This window comes from Amycolatopsis sp. lyj-112, from assembly GCF_046549055.1.
In the GTDB taxonomy this organism is placed as follows: Bacteria; Actinomycetota; Actinomycetes; order Mycobacteriales; family Pseudonocardiaceae; genus Amycolatopsis.
Window position 1 is genome coordinate 248,619 of record NZ_JAJPWS010000010.1, and the last position, 19,446, is coordinate 268,064.

At 65.1% G+C, this 19,446-nt stretch carries 16 protein-coding genes and 1 pseudogene; 10 read left to right on the forward strand and 7 right to left on the reverse strand.

Going from position 1 to position 19,446, the window contains the following annotated elements; translation table 11 throughout:
• Positions 1–338: 338 nt before the first annotated feature.
• Positions 339–599 (reverse strand): CsbD family protein, encoded by a 261-nt coding sequence (locus ACLJRL_RS29595; RefSeq protein WP_410659596.1) that lies wholly within the window; start codon positions 597–599, stop codon positions 339–341.
• A 705-nt stretch (positions 600–1,304) separates the two neighbouring features.
• Positions 1,305–1,598 (reverse strand): hypothetical protein, encoded by a 294-nt coding sequence (locus tag ACLJRL_RS29600; protein WP_410659597.1) that lies wholly within the window; start codon positions 1,596–1,598, stop codon positions 1,305–1,307.
• Between the two features lie 94 nt (positions 1,599–1,692).
• On the opposite strand from ACLJRL_RS29600, the pseudogene ACLJRL_RS29605 reads away from it, so the two are divergent.
• A pseudogene (locus ACLJRL_RS29605) lies at positions 1,693–2,049 on the forward strand (TNT domain-containing protein); the annotation flags it as partial.
• A gap of 24 nt (positions 2,050–2,073) precedes the next feature.
• On the opposite strand, the gene ACLJRL_RS29610 reads toward ACLJRL_RS29605, so the two are convergent.
• Both ACLJRL_RS29610 and ACLJRL_RS29615 read right to left on the reverse strand, forming a co-directional pair.
• Positions 2,074–2,634, reverse strand: a complete 561-nt coding sequence (locus ACLJRL_RS29610; protein ID WP_410659598.1) for a hypothetical protein — start codon at positions 2,632–2,634, stop codon at positions 2,074–2,076.
• A 90-nt stretch (positions 2,635–2,724) separates the two neighbouring features.
• Positions 2,725–4,524: a hypothetical protein gene (locus ACLJRL_RS29615; protein ID WP_410659599.1), complete on the reverse strand. Its 1,800-nt coding sequence runs from the start codon at positions 4,522–4,524 to the stop codon at positions 2,725–2,727.
• Positions 4,525–4,758: 234 nt separating this feature from the next.
• Here ACLJRL_RS29615 and ACLJRL_RS29620 point away from each other — a divergent pair, with 234 nt between their 5' ends.
• From ACLJRL_RS29620 to ACLJRL_RS29640, 5 genes are all read left to right on the forward strand, one after another.
• Positions 4,759–5,799 (forward strand): tyrosine-type recombinase/integrase, encoded by a 1,041-nt coding sequence (locus tag ACLJRL_RS29620; protein WP_410659600.1) that lies wholly within the window; start codon positions 4,759–4,761, stop codon positions 5,797–5,799.
• A gap of 41 nt (positions 5,800–5,840) precedes the next feature.
• Complete coding sequence (locus ACLJRL_RS29625; RefSeq protein WP_410659601.1) at positions 5,841–6,401, forward strand: hypothetical protein; 561 nt, start codon at positions 5,841–5,843, stop codon at positions 6,399–6,401.
• Positions 6,402–7,038: 637 nt separating this feature from the next.
• Positions 7,039–7,299, forward strand: a complete 261-nt coding sequence (locus tag ACLJRL_RS29630; protein ID WP_410659602.1) for a hypothetical protein — start codon at positions 7,039–7,041, stop codon at positions 7,297–7,299.
• Entirely contained in the window at positions 7,292–8,260 is a 969-nt protein-coding gene (locus tag ACLJRL_RS29635; RefSeq protein WP_410659603.1) for a hypothetical protein, read from the forward strand. Before ACLJRL_RS29630 ends, ACLJRL_RS29635 begins: the two co-directional genes overlap by 8 nt.
• Positions 8,261–8,510: 250 nt before the next feature.
• Positions 8,511–9,146 (forward strand): hypothetical protein, encoded by a 636-nt coding sequence (locus ACLJRL_RS29640; protein ID WP_410659604.1) that lies wholly within the window; start codon positions 8,511–8,513, stop codon positions 9,144–9,146.
• Positions 9,147–9,385: 239 nt separating this feature from the next.
• On the opposite strand, the gene ACLJRL_RS29645 is transcribed toward ACLJRL_RS29640, so the two are convergent.
• Complete coding sequence (locus tag ACLJRL_RS29645; RefSeq protein ID WP_410659605.1) at positions 9,386–9,877, reverse strand: hypothetical protein; 492 nt, start codon at positions 9,875–9,877, stop codon at positions 9,386–9,388.
• Between the two features lie 333 nt (positions 9,878–10,210).
• Here ACLJRL_RS29645 and ACLJRL_RS29650 point away from each other — a divergent pair, with 333 nt between their 5' ends.
• Together ACLJRL_RS29650 and ACLJRL_RS29655 are read left to right on the forward strand one after the other, a co-directional pair.
• On the forward strand, positions 10,211–10,741 hold the full coding sequence (locus tag ACLJRL_RS29650; RefSeq protein ID WP_410659634.1) for an RICIN domain-containing protein: 531 nt from the start codon (positions 10,211–10,213) through the stop codon (positions 10,739–10,741).
• Positions 10,742–11,156: 415 nt separating this feature from the next.
• Positions 11,157–11,399 carry a hypothetical protein gene (locus ACLJRL_RS29655; RefSeq protein ID WP_410659606.1) on the forward strand — a complete coding sequence of 81 codons (243 nt, stop codon included), beginning with the start codon at positions 11,157–11,159 and terminating at the stop codon, positions 11,397–11,399.
• 81 nt (positions 11,400–11,480) lie between these two features.
• Here ACLJRL_RS29655 and ACLJRL_RS29660 read toward each other — a convergent pair whose 3' ends face one another.
• Positions 11,481–12,971 carry a recombinase family protein gene (locus ACLJRL_RS29660; protein ID WP_410659607.1) on the reverse strand — a complete coding sequence of 497 codons (1,491 nt, stop codon included), beginning with the start codon at positions 12,969–12,971 and terminating at the stop codon, positions 11,481–11,483.
• A gap of 1,137 nt (positions 12,972–14,108) precedes the next feature.
• Here ACLJRL_RS29660 and ACLJRL_RS29665 point away from each other — a divergent pair.
• Both ACLJRL_RS29665 and ACLJRL_RS29670 read left to right on the forward strand, forming a co-directional pair.
• The gene (locus ACLJRL_RS29665) at positions 14,109–15,869 is read left to right on the forward strand and encodes a DNA/RNA helicase domain-containing protein (protein ID WP_410659608.1); all 1,761 of its coding nucleotides are present in this window, start codon (positions 14,109–14,111) and stop codon (positions 15,867–15,869) included.
• A complete protein-coding gene (locus ACLJRL_RS29670) occupies positions 15,851–17,080 on the forward strand; it encodes a protein NO VEIN domain-containing protein (RefSeq protein ID WP_410659609.1) in 1,230 nt (409 codons plus the stop codon). Before ACLJRL_RS29665 ends, ACLJRL_RS29670 begins: the two co-directional genes overlap by 19 nt.
• A 352-nt stretch (positions 17,081–17,432) precedes the next feature.
• On the opposite strand, the gene ACLJRL_RS29675 is transcribed toward ACLJRL_RS29670, so the two are convergent.
• Positions 17,433–18,842 carry a hypothetical protein gene (locus ACLJRL_RS29675; protein ID WP_410659610.1) on the reverse strand — a complete coding sequence of 470 codons (1,410 nt, stop codon included), beginning with the start codon at positions 18,840–18,842 and terminating at the stop codon, positions 17,433–17,435.
• Positions 18,843–19,446 lie beyond the last annotated feature (604 nt).

The window sequence follows — 19,446 nt, forward strand, 5'->3', positions numbered from 1 at the left end:
AGAAGCGCGAGAATACGATTTGGCGGGCTGGTCTGTGCGGAACGTTTCTGAGTTCACTAGCCACCGCACCCGCGCCGTCTCGGATTGGGCGCGTTGCCGAAGTAGGGCCCGATACGACATGACACTCGGGTGGGGCCTGGGACCTCCGTTAACCTGCGCAGATGGTCGAAATGTGACACTTCGCGGCCCTAGTCGACAAACGCAGCGGAGGGGACTTGTAAACAGAAGGTCGGGGGTTCGAGTCCCCTTGACGACTCCCTGCAAGACCTGCGTGCCAAGCTTGCGCCCTAGCATCGGGGGAGAGGCGCACGTAGATCGAGTGGCCGCCGGGTGGCCATTCATCGCGCCTCTGCGGCGGCTACCCGCCGCAGGTGGGAAGTGGCGGCTACTTGTTCCTTACGGTCGCGTGCCTCGGCCAGATCCGCCTCGGCCTGCTTCTCGGCAATATTCTCCTGCGCCGCCTCTTCCTGCTGCCCCTTACCTTCGCGTTCCAACGAGTCGTTCCCCGTGAAGGTACCGGCGGTCTCCTTGACCGTGCCCTTGATGTCCTCGACGGCGCCCTTGACGCCTTCGGCGGACGAGTCGCTGCGATCGGTCATCTGCGCCTCCCTGATCGGGTGTGTCAGCGGTTCGATCAGAAGGAAAATCCTTTGCGGAAACTCAGAACAACCCCGATCGCTCTTGGCGCCCTGACCGCGGTCGTCGGGGGCCGGCCTCGTCGGCACACCCGCCGCCCAGGCCGCGGCCACCTGGCAAGCTCACGACAACGTTTGCCAGACCGTCACGGACGTCAACGGTCAGAGCCTCGGTTCGGCCTGCGCGGAGGTACAGAAGCGCGTCACCGACGCCGGGTCGGTCAACGGTTACCGCGCGAGAGTCACCGTCACTCCCACCGTGGGTCACTGGATGAAGCCGACCACCTATAGCTGGAGTTGGGTAATTTGACCCCGGTCTGCGCGGGCGGCCGCACCGAGCAGACCTCCGTGTGGGCCTCGGCGTAGTCGTCGGCAAGTACCACCGCCGGGACGTACAGGGTTCTGAGCGAGATCTCCGGCGGCGCCGCCTTCTCCGTCGTGGCCTCCTGGAGTGATTGGGCACGGATTGTTGAGAAGTGCGCCACCCACGCCGCCGGCAAGTTCTGTGTCTACCGGCATGAACGCGGCTACCGGGGGGCACCATGCAGGAGCGTGACAAACTGACGGTCACCCCGGCCGCCGGCAAGTCGATCGAGCCGAAATCGGGGAGATGCGGAGTATCAGCAGCATCGACAGGTACGGAATGGAGCCTGAGGGGATCGAGCAGTACTACATCGAGGAGACCCAGCAGAGCCGCACCAAACAGGCCGGTCCATTAGGCCTGACCGCCGACTCGATAATTCCCCGCCAGCGGCGAACCGGCTCTTCAGCAAGCTCCGCCAGCATCAGGTGGTCCTGCTGCTTCTGATCTTCGCCCTGTTGCTCCTGATCCTGGACGTGCTGTCCTCGATCCTGCTGTTGTTCGTAGCCGGCGCCATGCTGCTGAATCTCCCGCGGGAGCATCGCAAAGAACTGGCTCGCACAATCAAACCCGAGCCAGGGACTGCGTCGAGCCCGGTTCATGCCGGAAATATTGGTGTAGCGCCGCGAGATGCGACGTATTCGTCGAACGTCGCCGCCCGCCCGGGGCATTCTGCAACCTGAGCCTGAGCAAACGGAATACTGGCCCATTCAGCCGCTGGTTGGCGATTCGCCGCTGACGCTGTTCCGCGGCAAGGAACTGCGTGAGCTGCCCGCGGGCAGCGAGCTGGACCGCTTCGGTGGCCCGAACGGCAACCTGACCTACGCGGCCGGGACGCCGTTCGAGGAGCGCTCGCTCGTTCCGGAGTGGGTGAACCGGCCGTATCACGTCTACCGCGTGCAGCGTCCGCTCGAAGCGCTCGCCGGGGTCGCGATCCCGTGGTTCAACCAGCCCGGTGGCGGGTCGGCGTACCTGCTGCCGGCGTCCATCGAGGAACTGCTCGCCGAGGGCGACCTCATCGAGCTGGACCCGGGCGAACCGCCGATCGGCTAGCCGCAACGCCGAATGAAGAAGTCGTTACAGCCGGCGAGGTTTACCACCTCGACTTAGATTCGCTCGGTTGATTTGCCGCTGGATTCTGGCGCGTACCTTCGCAGCTCCCGCATTGCCCAACTTGTCATCGACTACGACGTTGTAGAGGTACTCGAAGTACTCTAACCATCGTTCGTGGTCAGCACGTCCAGCTGCTGCGCGGTTGAGGCGATCAGCCTCGATAAGAGGCATCAGCTTCTCCCAGACGTCGATAACCGAGCCACCCAGGTAGCCAGCCACCATCGGAACATCGATGAGTTTGTGCACGACGAAGACGCCGAGGTTGTCGTAGAACCACAGCAGGTCACGCACCTGCAGGCGCCGGTCTTGAGGGAGGCCGTTCAGGCCAGATCGAAGATCGTCACCGGACAGCTCGTGAACGACGAGATGGCGCGCGCGAGCGAGATAGTCGCTGCGGTGCTCACGGAAAAGGTCAACTAGAACCGGCATCGAGTTCGAGTGTCGCGACAGCCGGATCTGCCTTCGTACTGCGGTGGCAGAAACCAGCAAAGCCATGATGGAAATCAACAGCGCTGCTAGCTGCATCCTGATCTCTCCTGCACTCATGTGGCACGACCACGGGACATCAACGAGGCAGGTGCGCTGTCCGGACCAACCTCGTTGATGTGCCGAAGATCAGGTAGTGGAGCGTTTGGCGTCCGCGCGTGCCCAGAGCTGGACCTGTGGCCAGGACAGTCGTAGTGGGCCGATGGTGGTGGAGATCGCCTTCCAGAGCTGGCTGACGGGTTCGCCGTCCTCGTCGAGGAAGCCGCTCTTCGCCGCCGTGCTGATCTGGTTGAGGTCGGGACCGAGGGCGCAGCGCAGCAGGGCGCTGTAGGTGTAGGACGGGCCGCCTCCGCCGTAGCCGTATCCGAACGCTTCGCGGCTGACCGATGGCAGGGGGACTGGGTCGGTGCGCAGCCGCCCGTCCTCGGTGGGGGTGAGGGCGAGCAGCGTGGTGGTGGAGGTGGTCGCGTCACCGGCGAGGATGGTGTCGTCGGTCCAGGTGTCGACGATGTCGAGTGCCACGGGCCATTCGGCTTGGAACCAGATGTCGCCGTTGTCGAGCTTGACGACGATGACGTAGCGGCCGTCGTCGTCGCGGAAGGCCTCGAGGGCGTTGTCCTCGTAGCCGCCTTGGAAAAGGCGCTGGACCCGGCGCAGCTGCAGCGCCTCTTTCAGGCTGGTCGGGGTGAGGTTCTCCCGCCAGCTGTTGATGACCGGCCCGTCGTCCCATGCTGAGCTGTAGACGGCGAAGTCGGCTTCGGCGAGCGCGCGGTAGCGGCGGCCGGGGTCGTTCTTAGTGGCACGAAGCTGGTGGGCCAGCAGCTGGGCCGCGTTCTCGAAGGCGTCGCCGCGCGGGTCGCCGATGTCCAGGTCGCGTTCCAGCTCGCGCAGCTCGACGAGTTCCTTCGCCACCAGGTCGAGGTCGGTGACCGGCGTGGTCTTGGTGATCAGCTGTTCGAGCCGGACCGGCGGTGCGGGCGCGGCCGGTCGCGCGACCAGGGTCCAGCCGGGTCCTGTGTTGGGCGCGTTTTCGTGGGCGGTGCGCAGGGTCGTCAGCCCGTCGTGGGCGTCGGCGGCCAGCGCGGCGAACCCGGCGGGGAAGTGGCCCGGCATCTCGGCGGCGATGGCGGCATCAAGGCGTTTCTCGATGGCCGGCCACTCGGTGATCGTGTCGGGGACGATCAGCGTGCCGGGGTAGGACAAGCTCTTCCTGGCCGTCTCGACGGTGGTGGTGTCGGTGAGCCAGCACGGGATCGTGTGCCCGATGACCGCGGAGATGTCGGCGAGTTTAAGGTCGGTCTGCCACTTGGCGCGCGGCGCGGACCTGCGGGGCTGGGCATTGGCCGTCCGGCGTAGCCAGCGACCGATTTTCCCGGGACTGTCCTCGGCTTCTCCGTCGTCCTTGGCGATGATCTTGTAGATGTAGGCGATCGGGCCGAGCTTCATCGTGTAGGTGAGGTTGTCCTCGATCGGCATGATGACGACCGCGGTCGACCACCAGCGCGGCTCGATGAGTTCCGTGGCGGCGACCGCCATCCAGTCCTTGTGGTCGCCGCCGGTGCTGCCCAGCGGCTGCAGATAGACGACGTGGCCGTGGGCGGTGTCCCACACGATCGCGAACATGGTGCGCTCGGCGCCGCGCGGGTGCACGGTCACCACGCGGCGCATCAGCTCGACCGCCGGTTCGGTGGCCGGCGGCGCCCGGAAGATCCAGAGTGCGTCGTCGGCGACGGCGCGGCCGGTGCGGGCGCACCAGGTGTCGATGGTCGCCGCGAACCACAGCGGCTTGCCGCCGGCGTCGGTCCGGTCGGCCTGGGGGAGGCCGGATGGCTTCTGCGCGTACAAGCCGCGGGCACGGCTCTCGGAGATCCCGGCGCGGCGGGCGAACTGCGCAAGGGTGTGCGGCTCGGTTTCGATCGGGCTTCCCACAGTCGATTCCCTCCCTTGGGCAAGCGGTTCCGCTCGCCCAAGCCAACGGTAAAGCAATACCCGCCGATCAGGCAAGCGGTTCCGCTTGACTAGTTGAGCGGAATAGGTTGGCGCTAGAGCTCTACTTGTCAGATAATGACGTATTATCTGACAAAGACGGCTCCTGGGTAAACCTGTTCGCGGGCCGTACCCCCTTTCGCGCGTGTTATCTGACAAACAGGGAACGAGGGCTCGATGGGCACCGACCGGCACCTCACCGCCGTCCCCGACGACGGTGGCGCCGCGGCGGGGGAGGCGACGTCCGGTGTGCCGACGGCCGAGGCGCTCGCGTCGTTCTTGCGGCACCTCGCCGGGCGCCGCGGCCGGTCCGGCCGGATCACCTCACCGGAAACCGTCCGCTCCTACACCTCCGCGTTGCCGACCGCGTTCGCCGGGATCGTGCACCTCGGTGAGCTCGCCGGCGGCGGCCGCGAGCGGCTGCACACCAATATCCGCACCGCGTGGGGGAGCAAGGCGCCGGCGACGTTCAACGCCAAACGCGCCGCCGTCGGCAGCGCCCTGGCCTACTTCGGCGCCCAGGGCTGGCTCGACGACCCGGCCGCGGTGCTCGCGGGCCTGACGCGCGAGCACCAGCCCAAACCCGACGACACCCGGGTCCGCGACCGGGCACGGATCGACCGGCTCATCGCCGACAAACGCCGCCCGCTCGACGACCGCACCCTGTGGTCGATGCTCTATGCCACGGCCGCGCGCGCCGAAGAAGTACTGCGCCTCAACATCGAGGACCTGGACCGGGCGAACCGCCGCGCCCGCACCATCCGCAAAGGCGGCAAGGCCGACGAGCTGCTCTACGACGTCCGCACCGCCCGCATGCTCGGCCAGCTTCTCGGCCGCCGCACCACCGGCCCGATCTTCCTGTCCGCCCGCGTCGCCGCCGACGACGGCACCGTGCTCGCGCGCGACGTCGACCCTGCCAGCCGGCGGCGGCGGATGACCTACCGCACCGCCGAGCGCCACCTCGACACCGCGACCGGCGGCTGGGACCCGCACGACCTGCGCCACTCCCGCCTCACCCACGCCGGAGAAGACGGCGCTACCGAAGCCGACCTGATGAACCTCTCCGGACACGAGGACCGCCGCACGCTGCAGCGGTATCTGAAGCCCAGCAAGGAAGGCACCCACCGCCGCCTCGACGACCTCGACAACCAACGCAGGAACTGGACACCCACCGCCGACGAACTCGACGCCCGCATGACCGGACGCGGCAACGACTGAAGTTCAGGCCTGCTCCGAAAAACGCGCCTCAGCGCTCACTCGTGCATCAGCGCGAGAGGCTGGCGATCGGCGGGTGCACCTGGTTGCGCGAACGACCACGCCCGCCGCCGGTGAGCCGCTACGGTTCGCTCATCGTGTCGTCGACCCGGGCCGGTGGGGCCGGGGATGAGGGGGAGCTCGTGAACGTCAACCGGATCGCCGCGGCACTGGCCGGGCTGGTCGTGTCGTCCGCCGTCATCGTCGTCGCCGCTCCGGCCGCGCAGGCGTCCGGGCCGTGTGGGGACAACTATCACACGGTGGGCTTCGGCCCCCGGGAGCTGAGCGTGGGATCGACCTTGCTCGGCGTGATGGACGTCCAGTTCGCCCCCGGCCTCGGCGCGCACGGCCGGTGGTGCTTCCTCGTCACGCGCACCCGTTCCGACATCGGCACCGCCCTCCAGGGCGCCTACGCCGCTACCTCCTCGGGCTGGAACGTCCACGACCGCAACCCCGATGGGTTCTCCAAGAAGTACCTCGACTCGACCGGCGGCAAGTGCGTGAACATGTCCGGCGAAGCTGGCCAGGCCTCGGCCATCATCCAGCGCTGCAGGGCAGGAGCCTGACCTGCTCCGTCGACGGGGCGTTGTGGGTGGCGGGCCGGGGGACGCGGTAGCCGGGCCGATTCCTGGCCCAGGCTTCGGCCGCGTCGATCTCGACGTGAAAGACCCCGCAGGCCGACAACGACCTGCGGGGTCTTCACGTCGAAACGCCGTGCCACCGGCGTGTCGTCGAGGTCCTGTGCTCCGACGTGACAATCAGTGTGCCCAGGAGGGCGAGGTTCGATCGGTGTCGCTCCTCGCCCAGCTCACACTAGGCCACAGCAACACCCAAGGGTGCGGTTTGGACAGTCGCTACCAGCGGAAATGTGATCCGACACTGCCTTCGATCAGGGGTTTTGCTGGCTGACCAGGAGATCGATAAACCCGGACAAGCTGTCCAGCCCGCAGTCCTTGGACAGAGTTCTGGACGACGTGGACGGAAGGTTGAACGATATTCGGGGCGGTAGCGCCTCGGATCGTGCTTCGTGTCGGCGCCCGATGGAAGGATGACGCGGGTCCCCACCAGCTCGGCGTTCGGCGGCGGGGAGCGCCCGGTGTCGAGTGCCACCTCGCCTCGGGTGAGAGACCAGACGTCTCCGACGTGACATCTCCTTGTGGCCCGGGACGCCGGCCGGGCCACCCTTTTCCCTGAGGACCCATCATGTCCAGGAAGGACCAGTCGCCGGCGTGCTCACGCGTCGCCGGTGACATCACGACGCCGAGCTGGGTCGGCTCGGCAGTGCTGATCGTGCTCGTCTTCATCTTCGAGGCGTACCTGCTCAGCGCCGGATACGACGTCGTCACCACCTTGATGCTCGCGACCGCGGGCGTCGTCATTGCCGGGGCCATCGGCCGACCCTCCGCTCTCAGGCAGCTCGCCACGCACCTGCCGATCTCGTCGGCGGTGATTCCTCATGGGTGAGCGCCCGACAGACAACGGGGTGCGGCGGATAGATCTCCAAGGGCAGAAGGTCCGTGGGGCCGCTGTTTTCGGTGGCCCCGCGGATCTTTCCCCTCGCAAATGGCTGTCCCTTGTCCAGCTGGTCGGCGGGAACCACGAGACCATGGCCCAGCTGACGAAGGACGCCGGTTTCTCCTCCACCGAGAAGGTCGTACTGGAGCCAGAGGCGTTCAAGGCCACGACACCACAGGAGTTCGTCGGGCTTCTGCGGCTGGTGCTGGAGCGTTCCGGGATGAACGCTGGCCAGATCGCGGCGAAGACCTCGATCAGCAGAAGCTCGGCGTACAACCTGGTCGCCGCGAACCGAACCGGGCTGCCCCGGCTGCCCCATCAGGTTCTGGAGTTCCTCTGCGGCTGCGGGCTGCAATTGCAGCAGGTGGGACAGATCATGCGGTTGTGGACGAGGCTGGAAGCGCATCGGCATCGAGGTGCCCCCGCTCTGGCCGTGCCGACGGCCAAGCCGATCACTCAGCTGAGCCCGAAGGAGATCGCGCAGGAGATCACGGGTCGCGATGGCCCACGATTGCGGGACGTCCCAGTGCGTGACCTCGCTCGCGAGTTCCTCCGCCTCCGGACACTCCTGCCGGTCCTGGCGGGCGTGGTACTTCTGCTCGGGTGGCGGTTCGCAGCCTCCGACCAACCGGTGTCAGGCTTCGGTGTTCTGGCGGTATGGCCGTGCCTGATCGGGGCTGAGCTGCTGATCACCGCCGCGACGTTGCGCTGGTGGGTACGCCGTGGGCCCACATCCGGAGAACCACATGGCTCACGGCCCGAGGCCACGATCGCTGATGTAGCTGAAAGCGATGAGCCAGAACAAGAAGATGAGCGGATGCGGCCACTGCAGATCGACGCCGAACGCCGTCAGAACAACACCGACGCCCGCGACCTTGCTAAACGACTCAACGCGTTCTACGCCGCCTGAGCCGAGCTTGTCGGTGTACCTCGGCGCGATGCGCGAACCTGCGAAAGGGCAGCCCATACCTGCCGACGAGCCTCAACAACGCAGCCCGAGTGGACGTCGAGGGTTCGAAGGTCGATGATCGCTTGAAACCTCAAGCGAAGTGCGTGGTGGGACCGCTGTCGCGGTCCCACCACGGGGAGGAGGGTCCTGGAGTCGCCAACGCGGCGATCCACTGCCTGGAACTGTCGTACCTGGGCGTTAGCGTTCGCGGATGGTGTCTGACTTCGCGGCCGCATGGGTCCCGTATCGGCAAGATCGGACTATCGATGATGCTGCCGTTATCGCGATCGCGTGGGCTGAAAGGCAAGCTGCAGCACGTGGTCTCCAGCCGGTTCTGGTGACGGATGAGAAGCGTGGACCACGCGGGGCGGCGCATTTCGCGCCATTCGAGGATGGTCGGCACGCAACGCCTCGCGGTTCCCGTGTGAAAGACCGCCCGGGAGCTGTCGTTGCTCATGTTCCCGGCCCGCGGGCACTCGAGCTCGCGATGAGTCTGGCCCGCGGTACCGCTCTTGTAGTGGTCGATCACCCCTCGCCTTGGCTGAAGGCCGGCTGGGCTGCCGTACTACAGGCGCAGAATCTCGACACCGGCCAGACAGAGACTCCGCTGCTCCCGGACCTGCTCGACCGGCTCCATCACCTGGCGTTCTACGGCAATAACGGCTATGCCCGTGGCTTCGGCCGCGATCGCGCACGACAGGTCCTGCAGCACATGCACGCCGAAGGTCTGCTCGAACGAGACGTCGTTCTCAGCGCACTCAGCACCTTCGACCCCAGCACCAAGGCCCTCGCCGTAATCGACGACCTGATAAGCGCCCTTGTTCCGCAGCCCGCGAGACCCGTATGACCGGACGCGCCAACGACTGAAGTTCAGGCCTGCCCCGAAAACACGACCTCAGCGCTCGCTCGAGCATCGGCGCGCAAGACGGAAATGGGTGGGGTGCGCGCCCGGCCCGTCGACGGCGTGTTTATCGCGGTGGCACGTCCGTGGCACTGCCGTTGGCTGCTCACCCGCTACGTCGACGCACCGCGCTCGCAACCGCTCTTTCTTGCCGTGGTGTGGCGCGGTGACTCACCGGAATGGTGTCACTGCCGCAAATGAGAGGTGATTTCCGTGAGTTCGTCGAGGTCGAATGGGGGCTCGGGACGTGTCTGACCGCTGCTCCGGCTGTCCTGGTTCGCACTCTGGATATCCACGAAGACCTGATCGGGAAGCACCACGACGACCCTGTACGTGATGACACCGACCTCCGAATCGGGTGAGGTCCAGGTACTTGAGGTACGGGATGTCCCGTCCGGTTCGACGACTTCAGCGCAGGACGCGCCGGTCGCTCGCAACTGCTCGGCGGTGATCGGCTCCGTACCGGAGCTTCTGCCCAGGAGAATGTGGACGTAGCCCGAGCCGTGCTCGTCACTTAAGTCGGCTGATGCCCGGTAGAGGCCCTCGTCGTCCCGGCCGAGTGACTGGAACTCCAGTGCAGGGAAACGCCCGACGTCACGCGGGTGCATGTTGGCCCGGTTGGCAGCCTTGAGGACGGCGGACTTCAGTGTGTCGGCGACGTGCGCCAGTTCGTTCACACCTCCAGCCTGGCACGCCAGATCACCGACATCAACACCTGCTGTGAAATTCAGAGAAATACGTGACAATAAATCATTATTTCGCAGGCAAAGATGGGTTTCAGCCTAGTTCGTGGGCCATTCGAGTGGTCAATGATCCCAGGGCTAACGTTGAGTCTTGATAGGCGATACTTTGTTCGGGAACGCCTGGCTTCACGGCCTTATTCACCTGGGGTTTTGTCACGTAAAGCGTTCGTCGGGGCCGATCGCGATACTCTTTGACGATTTGCAGTAGAGGGGTTTATTGTGCTGAAAAAGTTCATGTTATCGATGGCTGTAATGCTCATGTTCACTATGGCGTTACCGGCAAATTCTCTGGCCAGTGATCGGGGCTGGCAGCCCCCGCCGGGAGCGGTTCGCCTGAACATCTACGAATTTGACGAAATCTACAACTCGCTCAGCAATAGATGCATCGACGCTGACACAGGATCCATCCACAACAACGGTACGAAGATCCAGATGTGGGCCTGCAACGGGTACCTGCAGCAACGCTGGTACCTGAACTGGGGCCAGACCACCGACTACAAGAACGTGTTCAGCGGCCGATGCCTGGACGCCGACATCAACCACATCAACGAGAACGGCGCCCGCGTGCAGCTGTGGGACTGCAACGGCAGGAACCAGCAGGGCTGGTGGTTCGTCTCCGCCGACCGCTCCATCCACAGCGCGGTGAACGGAAAGTGCCTGGATATCGACCTGAACAACATCCATTCGAACGGCGCCAAGGTACAGCTGTGGGACTGCAACGGGCGCGCCCAGCAGCAGTGGATCTATCACCTGTACCCGCGTCCGGACTCCGGACGTCAGGACCTCATCACCCGGTAGCTCGTTAGTGCCCAGGTGAACTCACGGGGGTTGCCACCTTGAAGTTCAAGGTGGCAACCTTTGCCCCGGATCGGGGCCCGGACGGCCTGGAGCTGACTGCTCGCCTGCTACGTCGCTCGCACCGTGGTCCCAGCGTAATCTACTGCGTTGTGCGCAGGTGCTCCATCGGATAGCAGCGCAGCTGCTGTTGTGGCGGCCACCGCGAAATTCCGCATCACCTCGCGCAGTTCGTCGTGCCGGGCAACCGGTAGTGCCGCGGCCGCAAGCACGTAGAAGCCCTCGACGGCATCCTCGTGGAAGGTTCGTCGGCGAAGGCCCTGCTCCGAAGCGATGACCTCGGCGCTCGCTCGAGCATCAGGACGAGAGGCGGTAGCGGGCGGGTGCGCCCTGCGCGTCGACGGCGTGATTCAACGCGGTGGCCACGGCCGCGGTGCTGGCACCGGTGGCGCCGGCGATCAGGCCCTGTAGTTGCGTGGGGGCTGGTGATCGCCGGGAACCGGACAAGACTGGACCAACCGGCCTGGATCCGCACACCCTCAACACCGTCCTGAATGTGCTCAACGACGAGGAGACAGCCACCATCCTTGCCGGCGACATCAACTTCCAAGGACTCGCCCGGGCCCGCCGCGTCGTCCGCAAGCTCCTGGAAGATCAGTGATCAAAGCTCGAAGGCAGCGCAGAGAGCAGGAGCCAGGTCCACGCATGGCAGAGGAGCGGCCCCTCACCGTGTAACCAACGTTCATGTTCGCGGCGTATGGCTATGCAGTTGCTCAGCAGTCCCATACGGCCGGAGGGATATCTCCAACGTGTCCGTGCGGTGGTCGAATGCGATTGCAAGCTGTAGATCGTGGTAGGTCCTGGCTAGATCGTCGGCGATGTCAAGGGTTGGCACGGTCACGAGATGCCAGGACTTTCTCCTGCTCAGTGCCACCGCTGTGGCGGTGTCGAGTTCTTCCAGCCACATGCTCACGGCTCTCTGTATGCGCTCTTCCCTGACTGAGATCGAGTGGGGATGAGCGAACGGCCTTGACGAGTCGCGTGGTACGCAGCGGTAGTAGTGGTGCTGGCCGGTTGTCGAGCATTGCATCTTGCGGTCGCAGGCTAGGCATCTGACGAGTCCCTGGAATAGGTAGACGTAGCGGGTGCGGCGCCCGTTGCGTTCGGCCCTGCTGCGCCCCGCGAGTGTCTTCGCGCGCCGGAGCAACTGGACTTGGGTGAACTGCTGAACGGTCACAATCCGGGGATGCGCCGGCGTCCGGGATCGAACCACTCGGTCGGGTGATGCTCGCCGGAAGCGAACGATGTAGCCGGCGGAGACGTCGTCGGGGTCGAGAAGGACTTCGGTCCTGGCCCACCGGCCGAAGACGGCATAGCCCGTATAGCGCGGGTTCTGGAGAACCGACCGGACGGTGCTCCCCAGCCAGCCGTCACTCCGGCGGTGAGGGTTCTGCTCAGGGCGGCGCGCAGAGGGACAGAGGATGCGGTCGCGGTTAAGCCCAGCAGCGATGGCTTGGTCGCCGAGGCCGTGCAGGTACTCGGCGAAGATGCGTCGCACGACCGCGGCTGCTTCGGCGTCGACCTGGAGGACGCGTAGCTGAAGACCCTCGGCGGCTTTGCGGGGGTGAGGGTGTGGCCCGCCATCGACGACGGTGTACCCATAAGGTGCGCGTCCGCCTTCGTGGCGTCCTTCGTTGATGACCTGGGCGTCCATGGAGGCGCGGACGCGGGCCTGGACGTGTTGTCGTTCGGATTCGCTGATGCCGCCGAGGAGGCTCATCAGCATGGTGTGTGAAGGGTTGCGGGGCTGATAGCTGCCGCCGAGCTCGGGGACCCAGAGCTCGACGTTGTAGGCGGCCATACGGGGCGCGGTGAGGGAGAACTGGTTACCGAACCAGCACCGGGTGCCTTCGCCGACAACTACCGCCGTCCACGTACGGACACCGGACTTCAGCGTCTCTAGAAGTCGGTTGGCCTCGGGACGGCGGTGCCAGGGAACAGACCGGGACTGGCCGATATCGAAGTACTCCTCGACTACCTCGCCACCGAGGGGCTCTACGAATCGGCATGCGTTCCGCAGCTGCCAGCTACGGGACGTTACTGGATCCTGCTGGTCCTCGGTCGAACACCTGCCGTAGAAGGCGAACCGCTGAACGCTGGCGTCCACGGTTGAGGTGCGCGTGCTTCCCAGCAGAGCGTCTAGCTCTGCCCAGGGATCAGCTGCCGTACCCACGTCGTTAGATCCAGTCCTCAGCAGCCATGATTTTCTTGACCATAGGGATCAGAGTCTGTCGCTGGAGGCCATCTGGCCAGAGGTTTACCTCTTTCGGGGTGGTAGGCGGCTCTTGGTTCGGAATCCGCTGTCGAGCGCCATCGCCACGGACAGAATCGCCAGCGTCGAGGTAATGTCGAAGACCGTACTGCCCTTCTTCGCGGGCTGTGAACCGTTGCTCAGATAGACGGACTCCAGCACCCGGAGGTCGCGTTGTAGGTCAAGTAGTAGAAGAATTGACGCGAGGAATTCGACGGACCGAAACCGGATGGCTGCCGACCTGCGTCACGCTGCTCAGCCTGAACGGTGCGGCGCAGAAAAGTTCGGCCGCCTCGCCAAAGATCTGGCAAAGGCAGTCCGTCAAGATGGTCAGCACCACTCCATGACGACGCTGTTGGGCGAAGCACCGGCCGGTATATGTTGCTCGTCTGGGCCTGCATCGGACACCATGAACAACCGGCCGAAGCAGCCGAGTACCTGACGCGTTACCTGAAAGCCAAGAAGATTCAGACAGGCGCGTACCGCAGCCTGTCTGAATCTTCGACAGTCGTGGCGAGACCCTGCAACAGTTTCTGTATGACAACACGCTGGTGGAACAAGAGACAGTACCCGAACTAAATGCCGGTTTGTTCCCACTTGGACGGAAGGGCCGACGCGTTCCCCGGCCTGGATGAGCACACGGACACAGACCGAGAAGGTGATATGAGACCGATCCCTACGCGCGTGCCACACCCGATGGCCCACGCAGCACGCCGACTGAGGACAGGGTGCCTCCAGCGCACACCATCGACACATTGTAGTGCCTGGGCTTCCTGCCTTCCGAGCCAAGACTCATCAAGTCTCCGGAGCTAGCCGTCCGGTGCTAAAGCACGCGTGCCTCTGCGGGCTAGGACTTGCCCCTCACTGACCGAGGCTGTCGGGTGGCTCTGCTAGAACGGTGTCCGTGTACATCCATGGGGGACGGTCCGGGATGCTGCGGGCCTGATCGAAGGGGCGCCGGGCGAGTTCTTCGCTGGATGCGCGCGACGGTTTCGGGAGTTGCATGGGATACCCGCGGGTGATGCAGAGCAGAGGAGCTGGGCGGCGAGCTGGCCGCTGTTGCTGGACGCGTTGATGGGCGCGGGGCTGGGTGAGCTCTGGATCGGGCTCGAGTACTCGCTCCAGGGCAACGGCAAGCGTGTTGACGCTCTGGTGATCGGGGTCGGGCAGGACGGGTCGTTGCGGGCGATCGTGGTGGAGCTCAAGCAGTGGAGCGAGTGCCGCCTCATCGAGTCCGAGTCGGACAGGGTCTTGGCCCATGGCGCTGTGACCACTCATCCGTGCGTGCAGGCCGCCGGGTACGTCCGGTACCTGCGGACGTGGCTTCAGCGGGCGGACCTCAACCTGGTCGTCGGCGCTGTCACCGTACTGCACAACGCCGCCCCGTCCGTGGTACGCGCTTTACGCAGGTCAGACGCGTGGGCCAGCGAAATCCCGGTTCTCGGCCGCGACGACCTGGAGAATACCGCCGCGGTGCTGGACGCCTTCGGCGGCGCCGGGCTCACTGCCCCGAGTGATGCACAGGTCAAGGACTTCCTGGCCACCAGGCACAGTCCCCCGATGTCGGTGTTCGACGACTTCGAGCGCACCCTCAACGGAGATCCGTCGATGACCCTGCTCGATGAGCAGCAGGATGCCCTGCTGGAACTGCAGTCGCGGCTGCGGAAAGCCCTGAAGCAGGCGGACCCGCATGTCCTCATCGTGACCGGAGGCCCTGGAACCGGTAAGACGGTCATCGCGACGCGGCTGGTCGCGACGATCCCCCGGCTCGCCAAGCGCCACGGGACAACTTGCACGACCCGTTACCTGACTCCCTCGGGAACACTGCGCTGGCAGCTGAACCGGGCCGCAGGCCCCGGCGCCGATGGTCTGGTCCGCAACACCCGCGACTATCTCAAGGCGATTCCCCGGGAACGGCACGTCCCGATCATCGACGAAGCACAGCGAGTCGCGGATTTCGCCGACGTCGTGCCCAAGCTGCTGAAGGCGACGCGCCTGTGTGTCATTTTCCTGGACGAGAAACAGATCATCCATCCCAAGGAGGGCATCACCGCCGAAGCGCTCGAGAAGCTGATCCGCGACCACGGTGCTGACACCACGCGGATTGACCTGGTTCATCAGTTCCGCTGCGGTGGATCGCAACGCTACCTGCGCTGGATCGACGAGCTTCTCGCCCCAGGCCCCTCTCCGCAGCCGTGGACGGCGGACGACTACGACTTCGCCACTTCGGCGAACCCTGACGACATGAAAGCCTGGGTGAACGCCCGCGACGATCTCGGTACGACGGCCCGTATCTCCGCCGGCTTCTGCTGGCCCTGGGCCGACCGCACAGCCAAGTCCGCGTTGAAACACGAGGTCAAGATCAAGTGGGACGACCCACTGACCGGCGAGACGCGCCGCTGGTCCCTGCCGTGGAACTCCAAGTTCGTGATGCGTGACGAGGAGGAAAACATCATCGTTCCGCACAGCCAGGCGTGGGCCACCGATCCCGGCGGGCACGGACAGGTCGGCTGCATCTACACCACGCAAGGCCTCGAGTACTCCTACAGCGCGGTCATCATGGGACCGGACCTCGTGCGCCGCAACGATCAGTGGGAAGCCCATCCCGAGTGCAGCAAGGACCCCGTGATGAGCGACGTCGGCCCCGGCCGGTACCTGCGGCTGGCGTTCAACATCTACCGCGTTCTGCTCACCCGTGGCAGCCGGGGCTGCCGGATCTACTCCACCGATCCGGACACTCAGGCCTACCTCGAGCAGCTGATCCCGGCGAAAGTGTCGGCACCTCATCCTAAGCTTCGATCATGGCCTACACCGATGTGACGGCAGAAGCCGTCCTGAAGACGCTCGCCGAGTACGACACCGACCCCGGCGCGTTCTTCGCGACCTACGGCTTCGACGCGGCCAGGCAGTACGAGCTCGTCCACGACGGCAAGCGATACCCGTCGAAAGCCATCGTCGGAGTAGCGCACAAACACATCGACGGCCACGCCATGCGATGGAACGACTTCACTGGAGGACGAGCCACCATCGTGCGCCACCTCGAGCGTCTCGGTTTCACCGTCGAAACGACACGCCCCGTCCTCATGGTCTACGTCGGGCAAGACAGCCTCGAGAACCTCCAGCACGGCCTCGACACCTGCACCTGGGGTTTCCGCGAACTTCCCGACGACCTCACCGGAGCCGCCTTCGACTTCGTCGTCTTCGCCGAAGGCGCCTCACCACGGGTCACCGACGAGCAATGGTTCAGCCGGTCGGCGAACCTGCACCTCTGCCAGGCCACCAGTGGCTTCTACCCCACCGAAGCCAAGCACTGGCCCGACGAACTCGATCAAGACCAGCTGATCTACCCGTATCACTTCGGCATCGTCCCCCTCGGCACAGCCACCGACGTCCCGCTCGGCCCCGACGGACCACTCCCGGCCGAAGCCAGCAGGCAACTCAAGATCTCCGGCACTCATCGCGGATTTGGGAAGATCGCCCACTTCGATCCAACACGCCTCCTCAGCGCGGCGCATCTCGCGGACGCAGTCACCCTGCCCGACGATCCGAAGCAGCGCCCCACCATCAAACTGGCCCGGACTTCCGGCGTCCGCACCCCACAGCCTGGAACCAAGAGCCGGCGCACAACAACGAGTTCGGGCCCCGGCCGACTTCAGGACCCCAAGAAACGCAAGGCCGTCGAGCAGCACGCCGTCGCGACCGCGACCGCACACTACGAGAAACTCGGCTGGCACGTCACCGAAATCGGCAAGCCATACGACCTCGAATGCCGAAAAAATGATGAAGAACGACACGTCGAGGTTAAAGGCACCACCGGCGCCGCGGCCGCCGTCGAACTCACCATCAACGAAGTCAACCACGCCCGCGGCGCTGACATCACAGACCTCTTCGTCGTCAGCGAAATCATCGTCAACGAGAACTACGAAACCAGCGGCGGACAGACTCACATCTTCGAAAACTGGGCGCCCAACGACGATGCTCTCCAACCCACCCGATTCCGCTACGAATTGCCCAGACCCGTCAGCGACTGAGCTCGGGGGATCAGAGCGGCAGGACCGGACCTGTTTGCGAAGTGCCAGCCTGGATCGCACCTCTGGTGGCGCCTGCAGTGGATCTGTTGGTGGTCGGGCTGCTGGCCGCGATCCGGTATCTGTCGTTGCGCGGCGCTCCTGCTGAGGTGATCCGGCCGGCTCAGCGGCTGTTGTTGGCCTCGAGTGTGGTGACGTTGGCGTTGAACGTGGCTGAGCCGTTGGTACGGCGACCACTTCGAGCCGCCTGCTTCGCTGGTGGAGAAGGCCGCCAAGGGCGAGATCTACGAATAAGCAGTGACGCTGGTCAAGGCCACCTTGCGGGTATCCACTCCCGCGAGGTGGCCTTTGCGCTTCATGCGGGTCCTTCCTGCGGTTCGGGGATCGCTTCGAGCGGTCGCCCTTCGCTCTTCAATACGCGGAGCGCCATGACCGCTCCATCGCCATCCATGGCTATGATTCCCGTCCAGTCCCGCTGTACCGCCGCCCAGCGCCTCCTGCACTCGGCGACCACCTCCGGCATCTTCTCCGCGTAGGCCCGGGCGCCGTCACCCGTTTTGAGGATCTCGTGCAGTTCTTTCGGCATCGCCGAGAAGACCTCGACTCGCTCGCGTGCGAACCGGAAGACGTGGTCGGTTCCGACGAATGCGATCCCGCCGAGTTCGACGCGGACGTCACATTCCGCGTTGACCGCCTGCGGGGAGTGATCGGCGCCCAGTCGCCGTTGCTGCCGCACGGTCAGGTACTTGTACGCGTTGTCGCGATCACCGACGAAAGTCAGGAGCGCTGCAGCGCTTGCGCGGACCAACACCCGGGAGAACCACTCGAACCTGTCCGATGTGATGTGGAAACCGGGACGGCTCGAGGTCTGGCCCTGTGCGTCGACGGTCTGGATGTCTGGGAAGAAGTTCTCTTCCTGCACCGGGCCGTACGGGTCGGGAGGGGGCTTGCCTGGTTCGGCGAGTACACCGCCGCCCACGGGATCGAGCAGGCGTATCTCGATCCCGCCTTCCGCGACGAAAGCCGTCGACATCAACAGGCTCGGCAGCGGATCGGCACTGCCGCGCCCATCGCCGAGTGCGATCACTTGGACCCGCTCGGCCGAGGCCATCAGCTGACTGTGCTGCGCGCTGGGCTGACCGTGTGACCCGCGTCCGTCGACCAGCGCGATGCGCAAGGGCTCACCGGCTTTCCTGCCAACGAGAAAATGCCCAGGTCTGCTCCGTCGTGTGCCCTTCGCCTCCGCACCTTGACCCCGCAGTGCCCAGCCTGCGTCGAGTGCGAGGTCCACGTCGACGGGCTCGAAACGGTACCCATAGTGTCTTCGCTGCAAGATCTCCCGCGCCGCAGTCAGCGCGAACGCTGCACCGAGTTCCTGCGCTTGCACGCCCTTGCGGTGATACCTCGGGTCATGTCCGTCGGGTGAGAGTGCCATCCGGCCACGATGAGCTTCCAGCGTGGTGAGATAGCGCAAGCAGTTCCAATGCTGGGAGAGGCCGCGCGACGGGTTCTGCCCGGACAGCGTGCTCGCGCGGCCGAACGTCTGCAGCAACTCCCACGGCGTGATCGTGAAGCCGCTTCGGTGTTCGGCCGGAGGGACGGGCCCGATTTCAGGCTTGCGCAGCACCTCCGGTTTCTCGTCTTTGGAACGCTTCTCGTCTTGTTTCGCGATGTAGCGGGCTACGGCTCCGGACAGCTCTGCGGTGGAGTGAATCGCCACATGAGAGCTCTGCAAGAGCTTTCCCAACGCGTCTCTGAGCTCCATGGTTTTCCCGTCCCCTCGTGCGTCCGCCGTGATGCACCGTCTTCCAACTCACCGGATTTCCCGGAGTTTGTCTGCCGCCTGAAGGATGACGACCCGCGCAGGGCAGTTGACGCTGCGTATGCCTTGTCCGGTGAACAGCGGAAACCGTCCGCTCGGCTGTCTTCCACGCCACTCGTTCGGCCCAGCGGTGCTACCGACCCGAGTGAGTCCCTTGTAGAACGGCAAAAATGCGGGAACCTGCCCCTTGCGCCTGTGGGACCGATGGGTCATCGGCGCGCTCTACCAGCGGCCGCGAATGGGGATCTGCCTCGGTCGCTGCGCCAGGCGAACGTCGTGTGGGAACCCGGGTACCAGGATCAGCAGGAACGCGCCGAGCGTCGTGGGCTGCCGATGGTTGATGCTCAGCTCGGCCGGTAGGTCGGCAACCTGGATCGGTGCCAGGGTGGCGGGCAGTGTGGTGCTATCGCCGATGACGGTGAGGGGTGCCGGCTGAGGAACCCGATCTGGATGCCGCGGATATCGGGGTGCTGGGAGAGCGCGGGGTGTCAGTGGGCCGGGCCTGAGCGGGTCGCTGGCGCTGGCCACGCGGTGCTGCTAGTGAGAC